The organism is Pedobacter sp. 01T416_2, from assembly GCF_056398925.1.
The window spans coordinates 1-7,620 of record NZ_JBFTQI010000237.1 but is presented as its reverse complement, the minus strand read 5'-3'; the positions used below and the strand labels follow the sequence as shown (position 1 = coordinate 7,620).

Genomic DNA, 7,620 nt, shown 5'->3' with positions numbered 1-7,620 from the left:
AGGTATGAAAGGTGGTTTACAGGATTATTTAAACAAATATCAATAATATTATGGCAATCAATCTTCAAAAAGGACAGCGCATCAGTCTAGAAAAAAGTAATGGTAGCAAACTTCAGAATGTTTGTGTAGGCATTAACTGGGGTGCCATTGAAAAGAAAGGTCTTTTCGGTTTCGGATCATCAAAAGAAGCGGTAGATTTAGATGGAAGCTGTGCATTATACAACGAAAACAAACAACTTTTAGAGGTAGTTTATTTTGGTAACCTAAAATCTAAAAACGGTTCTGTAAAACATAGCGGCGATGATTTAACTGGCGATATGGGCGGCGATGATGGCTTAGATAATGAGATCATCACACTTGATTTTTCTCAGTTGGATGCCAACGTAAACTATGTTGCCTTTGTATTGAATAGTTTTAGAGGGCATGATTTTGGTACAATCCCTTTTGCGTCAATCCGCATTTACGAGGGCACAACTAAACGTGTTAACGAGGTTTTTGCTAAATTCGATATTGCTAACGGAGCCAACTTTGCTGGTCACGTATCGATGGTAATGGGCGTTTTTTACAAGAAAAACGGCGAATGGAAATTTAATGCCATTGGCGAACCAACCAAAGATAAAAAACTCGAAGATACCGTTAAAACCGTAACTCAAAACTATTTATAAGCCATAAGGCTGGTAATTAATCAAACTATGGAAACCAACCCAAACGTTACCCAAGCCCTTACTCCGGTTAAACTGGATAAAGATGGCAATGTGGATCTCGAGAAAATAACCTCAGAGGAAACGCTTAAATACAATGAGATTGGAAAATCGTTAGAACCATCAGATGTAAATTCTATCCTGAATTACGGAAGCGATGCCCAAAACTCAATGGAAAAATACAGTAACGAGTTTTTATCGTCTGTACGGACTTATAACAGTGGTGAAGTTGGCGGTTTAATTAACGAACTGCTTACCGAACTGAATTATATCGATGTTTCAGAATTGGAGCAAAGTGCATTTAAGAACTTTATTTCTAAAATCCCGTTTTTAAAGAGCCTTGTTGTTGATGTGAAAAAACTTTTCCAGAAGTATGATGTAGTGGTGAATAATATTGATAAGATCACCAACAAAATTAAAGCTGGAAGGTTAAATTCGATTAAAGACAACAGTTCGCTGCAAACCATGTTCGATAGCAATGTTGGTTACATCCACCAAATGGAAGAACTGATTATTGCCGGACAGATGAAATACAACGAGCTGAACATCAAACTTGCTGAGATGGAAGGCCGACCTGCCGATTATCAGGATTATGAAATTGCCGATTTAAGGGACTTCATAAGTCGCTTGGATAAAAGACTGGCAGATATGAAAATTGTTCGTTTCATCATGTTGCAATCTTTAGCGCAGATCCGTGTGGTGCAGAACAATAATACTTCAATTGCAGAAAAAGCACAGTCGATTGTATCTACAACCATTCCGGTGTGGAAAAACCAATTGACCATTGCTGTTGCTTTACAAAGGCAAAAGGCCAACGTAGAGATGCAGAAGAAAATTTCGGATACCACGAATACCATTTTGCAGAAAAATGCAGAGATGCTGAAACAAAACAGTATCGATGTAGCCAAAGAGAATGAAAAAACAGTAGTATCTTTGGAAACCTTGAAACAAACCACTTCATCGTTGATTGAAACGCTTAATGAGGTTAAACAGATCCATGAAGCGGGTGCACAGAGTAGAAGAGTGTTGGATGGCGAACTTAAAACTTTGGAAACAGAGTTGAAAAAGAACGTAACGAGGGTGAGTTAATTAAAATATGGATGAATACCGTTTAAATATTATCAAAAAATCAAGCGCAGAGATCAACCGTTTACAGTTGCTCTCTGTGTTTTTTGATGATGAGGTGATTTATAAAATTTATTTAAGAAGCCAGGTTATTCATCAACTTTTTGCCAACAACGAAGAATTAGAGATCGAAAAATTAGATCTTTTCCATCTTCAGTTTACCGATAGCGTGATCGAACTGCTCAAAAAGATTAAAAAGAGCAATGAGAAAAACGTATCGCTCATTTACGATGAAATTGACCTGAATGAAGAACTGATCGACCGTATGGCAGGTGCGCTTGTTGATCAGAAAAGTTTTCAGCAGGATAAACAAAAGCAATCGCTAAAAGTGAACCTATCGCTGCGGAAACTATTCAGTGTGCTTTCTGAGCTCAGTTCCGATTTTCCCTTTTCTAAAAATATCAATGTTTTTAGTTCCAGATACGCCAACGATTTTTATTTCGATCTCACTACCGATCAATTTGCTAAACTGATTGATTTTCAGAGTAAACAGGTGTATACCAATGTTTATGCGACCATCGAGAAAAAATTGATGGGCAAGCTGTGTAAGTACGATTTTCGGACCGAATTTTATATTGGTTTAAAATCGGGCGAACTGGTAATTGAAGTGTATAAATTTTTGGATATAGACAGTTATTACCTGTTTTTTCCAAGCCGAAACCTGTTCTTGTTCTGCGATTTAACCATTTTGAAAGATTTGGATATGTCTAATAATCTTTCAGAACGGGAACGGATTGTACAGGAACTGCAATATAAAAACGATAAGTTAAAAAGTAATGCTGCGGTTTTAAAAACGGCAATTCCAAACGAGGTTGTTAATTTGTTAGAAGATAGTTACAGTAAAATATCTGACATCAATTTCTTGAACCACCTCAATAATTTCGATGTACAATCGAATATTTTGAAGACAATGTTAAAGACGGATTTGTTTTAGGTTGGTTTTTACCAACTAAGACACCTGGGCGCAGCTAAGAAGTATCGTGCCGATTAATCATCACTATCGCAAGAAATCGTCATTGCGAGGAGGAACGACGAAGCAATCTTACAACTAAGGCTTTATGCCAGGTTAGTTAAGTTTTGGAAATCAATTATAGCACTTTTCGGTATTGGCAGTCCCGCTTTTTATTCCAAGTCCTCGCTCGTGCCTCGCTGTGGGCTTTACATTGCAATCGGGTTTAAGTGGCAGAGTTAGTGGTACTATTAAGATATTCTACCTACTAACCTTTGTTAAATAAACCCGACAGAGCGGAATAGCCCGCAGCGCAGCGAGGATTATAAGCGATGGCGGGGCCACAGCACCTATTAAACACCGAACGCACGTTTCCAAAATAGAGAAGTCGTTATTGGTGGAGAGGAACGAAGAAGCAATCTTAAAACGTTTGTTAATCATCCTTTCGCATTAAGATTGCTTTGTCGGCTGAAAAAGCCTTCTCGCAATGACGATTTTGTGATAGGAATTACTACCTCGTCAATACCGCCAGTTTCTGTTTAAACAGATCGATTGTTCTGCTCCAGGCTAGTTTTGCTGCGGCTTCGTTATATCTCGTAGGTGAGGTATTGTTGTTAAAGGCATGGTTTACACCATCGTATATGTAAATTTTATAATCAATTTTATTGTCTTTTAATGCCTGCTCATAAGCTGGAATCCCGGCATTAATGCGTTCATCCAGGCCACCATAATGCAACATTAAACTCGCTTTAATTTTAGGAATATCTGCCACATTGGCCTGTGCGCCATAATAAGCAACAGCTGCCTGCAATTTAGGGTCGTTAACTGCTAATTTATTGGCCATTCCACCTCCCCAGCAAAAGCCAACACAGCCTACTTTACCATTGCCGTCTTTTCTATTGCGTAAATAATCCAATCCTTTTAAATAATTCTGTAAGTTCTTTTCAGGATCTAATTTACCGATCAACTCGCGTCCCTTATCTTCATCCGTCGGGGTTCCACCAAGCGGCGAAAGGGCATCAACACCAAGGGCCAGGAAACCTTCGGCGGCAACACGTTTGGTAACATCAATAATATGTGGATTTAAACCTCTGTTTTCATGAATAACCAATACGCAGCCTAAGTTCTTTTTGCCTTTGGGTTTGGCCAGTACAGCTTTCATTTCACCGTCAACACCAGCGTAGGTAATATTTTCAACTTCGATATCATCACTGTTAAAATCTGCTGCAGCGGCGTAATTATTTTCTAGCATTGGCAGAATAGTCATAGCCAATGCTGTGCTACCAGCCAGGATAGCCAGCTTTCTCATAAATTTTTTTCTGCTTACCTGACTATGGGTATATTCATCGTACAGGTTGATTATTTTCTGATCCATCTTATTGATTTTGAATTAAAATACAAGATAAACAAGGATGTCGAGATTTGAGGTAGCATTGCCTAAAAATTACAATACATTTCTTCCCATTTTTTAATCAGTGTTACACGGTGTTTCGTATAACGCGGGGTTAAGAAGGCATTCGACCAATCATCGTAATTATCATAAAAGAATTTCAGGAAGAAAATATGAAAGGTGATACCCAGATATGGAATGGCTTTTAATTCATCATCAGTTAACGGCCTAACTTGCTGGTAAGCGTTTAAAAAGGTATCGAAATCCTTTTCTGCCTGCTCTTTGGAGATTAGGTTATTCAATTGATGGAAAAAATAATGGTTAAGGAACGACATTAAATCGTTAATCAGGTAGCCTTCACCTGCAAAATCGAAATCAAAAAAGGTAATTTTTCCCGCTTCATCAAAATGGAAGTTTTTAGGAAAAAAATCATAGTGGCAATAGCCATAGCTGAATTTTGAAGTATCAAATCCTTCGAACTTTTTAACCACTTTATCAGCAATGTTGGTCAGGTAGTCAAATTCCTCAGGCATTTCTGTAAAATGAGGTTTTAAATCGCGCAAAGGCTCAAATAAAGTCGTTTCAAAGTTGAATACCGGTCTTGCATTATTCAGCTTTATTGAAGAAGTACTTTGGTGCAAGGTGGCAATGTCTTGCCCCAATTGAACAAGATGTGCATTTTTCAGGTCCAAAATTACCTTTCCTTCAGCAAAAGAAAACAGTATACCATTTCTTAAACCTTCGATGGCATTAAACTGTTGAATTTGTTTCCCATTTACATCGGTTATGGGGTAGGAAACTGAGTTTCCGTTTATCCTTAAAATATTGAGCAATTCCACTTCAGCTTCAATTTCGTTGCGTTTTCGGTGTGCATCGCGGTAGATTTTGAAGATATATTTCTGGCTTCGGTTTTCGAGAATATAAGTGTCGCTTACGTTTCTGATGAGTAATCGGCATGTTGTAGATGGGGCTAACTGATAAGCTTCAATTAAATAATCTTTTAAGGCAGCGGCTGATAAGGTGGAGTATTGGGCTGGGAAAATATTTTGCATAAGTAGCGCTTTGGGGTTTCAAATATAAATTTTAGAAATGACATCTTAACCATTAATTAAGACTACCTTACCCACCTTAGGCATATCGTTTTAAGATTAATACAATCTGTTGGAAAAAATATTTGATTGCCTTATCGATAGTTTTATCGAAGATAAAGTGGGTATAGCAGAAAACTTTTTAAGTGTTTCTTTAGCGGCCCATCTTAAAGATAATCTGATCGGGTTATTTGAAAATAAAAAACTTTTAAATGCTGGCTTGGGTAACGATACGGTTGTGAATCAAAACAAGTTGATTAGAAGCGATGTGATTTACTGGTTAGACAGAAAGCATAATAACCAACACGAAAATGATTTCTTCGATCTGATGGACGAATTTGTGGTTTATTTAAACCGTACCTGTTATACGGGGATCACCGGATACGAATTTCATTATACACTTTACGAATCGGGCACGTTCTACAAAAAACATATCGATCAGTTTCAGTACAACGGAAGCAGACAATATTCGATGATAATGTATCTGAACAGCGATTGGAAAATAGAAGATGGAGGAGAGCTACGCATTTACCATGTTGATGAGGAGCAGAATATCTCGCCCAATAACGGTAAAAGTATTTTCTTTAAAAGTTCAGATCTGGCACACGAGGTATTGCTTACCAATAAACAAAGGATGAGTATTACAGGCTGGTTAAAGGTCGGTTAAATTTAATCCTTAATATCAAAAAATAAATCGCTATTACAGGCGATTCTCATTCAAAGACGTGTCCTTAGGTTGAGTCATAAATATAGATTTGTCACCCTGAGCTTGTCGAAGGGCCTATTAAATACGCTATAAGATGTTTCGACAAGCTCAACATGACACCATCTGCAGTAAATCGCCTTTATGATACAACCTCATCTATTTTTGAAAATCGTTGTTGATAAGACCCTGAAACAAGTTCAGGGTGACGACCCTCTCCGTAGATTYCAGGTTTCATTCGACTCCGCTCGAAATGACGAAACTACCGGGGATGATGGACCATTTAGTTTTGGTCAATAAAAAAGCGCCGTTTCCTCATTTCAGGATTGGCGCTTCACTTGTTAAACGACTAGGTTTAATACGATTATGATCAATTTGCTCTAAAACCCTTTGGGGTGCATTGCATCTGACGTTTAAAAAATATATTAAAATTTGCTGGGTACTCGAAACCCAAACAATAAGCGATCTGTGCAATATTCCATTCGGTATGTTTCAGCAAAGCCACTGCTTCGGTTGCTATCCTTCTCGAAATATGCTCAGAAGTTGTTTTGCCCGTTACTTCCTTTACTGCATGGTTTAAGTGATTTACATGCACCAACAAGCGGAAGGCAAAATCGTGGGCTGTTTTCAACTCCAAAATATGCTCTGTAGAACCAATGGGGAACTGCCTTTCCAATAATTCGATAAATAAGGAAGTTAAACGCGCCGATGCATTATTCTGTTTAAAGATAACATCCTGAGGTTTTACCTTTAGTGCTTCGTGAACAATAAGTTGTACATAGTTTCTTAACAGATCGTATTTATGGATGTAATCGCCATCCATTTCTTTCATCATTTTAGTAAAGATATCCGTTAAGATAACTTCCTGCTCTTCGTTAATATGAATTACCGGGCTATCATTAATCCGCCACAATAAAGAATCGCGAAGGATTTCGTTACGGTTATGGATAAAATTCTCGGTAAATAAACAGAAGAAACCGGCAGGTTTTGGCGAAGTACTTTCCCATGAATATGGAATATTCGGATTGGTAAACAGTAATGCCCGTCCTTTAATTTCAATCTGCGCATCAGGGTAATGCAAAATCCCATTGCCTATGATCAGCGAAATTTTATAAAAATCTCTGCGGCTGAAAACAGATGGTACGTTGCTGCAAACAGTAGTCCTGTTAAAAACATTAAAGTGCCCGATATCATTGATCATCCCTAAGCTTGGTGTAGGAATTTCAGGCCTTGTGATTTTTAATTTATTGTAAAAATCTTCTAATGTTTCCTTTTTTTGAAGGGTAGAAAGCTCTTGACTTTTTGATAACATATTTTAAGTGCTTAATACAAGTAAAGTTAGGGTTTAATCACCGTTCCTTCATGCATTTCCTCGGTTGGTTCTGCCACTAATTTGTCACCTTCTGCTAAATCGCCGAAAACTTCTACCTTATCGTCGGTTTCACGGCCTTTTTTTACGCCTACTTTAACCGCTTTGTTATCGGCTACTTTTAACACGAATAATCCTTCGCTGGTATCCAATAAAGCTTTTTTGGAAATGATAAAGGTACTGGCATTGGCCGGAAGCGGAATGTTCACTTCAGCAACCATACCCGGTAATAAAACCTTCGAAGCATTTGGTACATCCATTTCAATGCGTTCAGAACGTAAGCGTAGATCTAAAG

7 protein-coding genes and 1 pseudogene are annotated in these 7,620 nt (G+C 37.9%); 4 read left to right on the top strand and 4 right to left on the bottom strand.

Annotated features, from left to right (window positions below):
- Positions 1-50 precede the first annotated feature (50 nt).
- Genes AC1DPQ_RS11865 through AC1DPQ_RS11855 form a run of 3 tightly spaced genes read left to right on the top strand, consistent with a single transcriptional unit; the run spans position 51 to position 2,760 of the window.
- Positions 51-665: a TerD family protein gene (locus tag AC1DPQ_RS11865; RefSeq protein ID WP_116251228.1), complete on the top strand. Its 615-nt coding sequence runs from the start codon at positions 51-53 to the stop codon at positions 663-665.
- Positions 666-692: 27 nt separating this feature from the next.
- Entirely contained in the window at positions 693-1,790 is a 1,098-nt protein-coding gene (locus AC1DPQ_RS11860) for a toxic anion resistance protein (RefSeq protein ID WP_230144056.1), read from the top strand.
- Positions 1,791-1,797: 7 nt separating this feature from the next.
- Positions 1,798-2,760: a hypothetical protein gene (locus tag AC1DPQ_RS11855; protein WP_477609423.1), complete on the top strand. Its 963-nt coding sequence runs from the start codon at positions 1,798-1,800 to the stop codon at positions 2,758-2,760.
- A gap of 526 nt (positions 2,761-3,286) precedes the next feature.
- On the opposite strand, the gene AC1DPQ_RS11850 is transcribed toward AC1DPQ_RS11855, so the two are convergent.
- Both AC1DPQ_RS11850 and AC1DPQ_RS11845 read right to left on the bottom strand, forming a co-directional pair.
- A complete protein-coding gene (locus tag AC1DPQ_RS11850; RefSeq protein WP_477579917.1) occupies positions 3,287-4,150 on the bottom strand; it encodes a dienelactone hydrolase family protein in 864 nt (287 codons plus the stop codon).
- Between the two features lie 62 nt (positions 4,151-4,212).
- Positions 4,213-5,217, bottom strand: a complete 1,005-nt coding sequence (locus tag AC1DPQ_RS11845; RefSeq protein WP_477579915.1) for a phosphotransferase enzyme family protein — start codon at positions 5,215-5,217, stop codon at positions 4,213-4,215.
- A gap of 109 nt (positions 5,218-5,326) precedes the next feature.
- Between AC1DPQ_RS11845 and AC1DPQ_RS11840 the strand changes: the two genes are divergently transcribed.
- Positions 5,327-5,920, top strand: coding sequence for a 2OG-Fe(II) oxygenase (locus AC1DPQ_RS11840; protein ID WP_477609421.1), 594 nt, complete (start codon positions 5,327-5,329; stop codon positions 5,918-5,920).
- Positions 5,921-6,326: 406 nt separating this feature from the next.
- Here the strand turns inward: AC1DPQ_RS11840 and AC1DPQ_RS11835 are convergent, their stop codons facing one another.
- On the bottom strand, positions 6,327-7,268 hold the full coding sequence (locus tag AC1DPQ_RS11835) for a helix-turn-helix domain-containing protein (protein WP_477579911.1): 942 nt from the start codon (positions 7,266-7,268) through the stop codon (positions 6,327-6,329).
- Between the two features lie 26 nt (positions 7,269-7,294).
- Positions 7,295-7,620, bottom strand: a pseudogene (locus tag AC1DPQ_RS11830) (efflux RND transporter periplasmic adaptor subunit); the annotation flags it as partial.

Excerpts from the sequence above, each read along its gene's own strand:
- AC1DPQ_RS11865 (WP_116251228.1), top strand. The coding sequence starts at position 51 with ATGGCAATCAATCTTCAAAAAGGACAGCGCATCAGTCTAGAAAAAAGT.
- AC1DPQ_RS11860 (WP_230144056.1), top strand. The coding sequence starts at position 693 with ATGGAAACCAACCCAAACGTTACCCAAGCCCTTACTCCGGTTAAACTG.
- AC1DPQ_RS11855 (WP_477609423.1), top strand. The coding sequence starts at position 1,798 with ATGGATGAATACCGTTTAAATATTATCAAAAAATCAAGCGCAGAGATC.
- AC1DPQ_RS11850 (WP_477579917.1), bottom strand. The coding sequence starts at position 4,150 with ATGGATCAGAAAATAATCAACCTGTACGATGAATATACCCATAGTCAG.
- AC1DPQ_RS11845 (WP_477579915.1), bottom strand. The coding sequence starts at position 5,217 with ATGCAAAATATTTTCCCAGCCCAATACTCCACCTTATCAGCCGCTGCC.
- AC1DPQ_RS11835 (WP_477579911.1), bottom strand. The coding sequence starts at position 7,268 with ATGTTATCAAAAAGTCAAGAGCTTTCTACCCTTCAAAAAAAGGAAACA.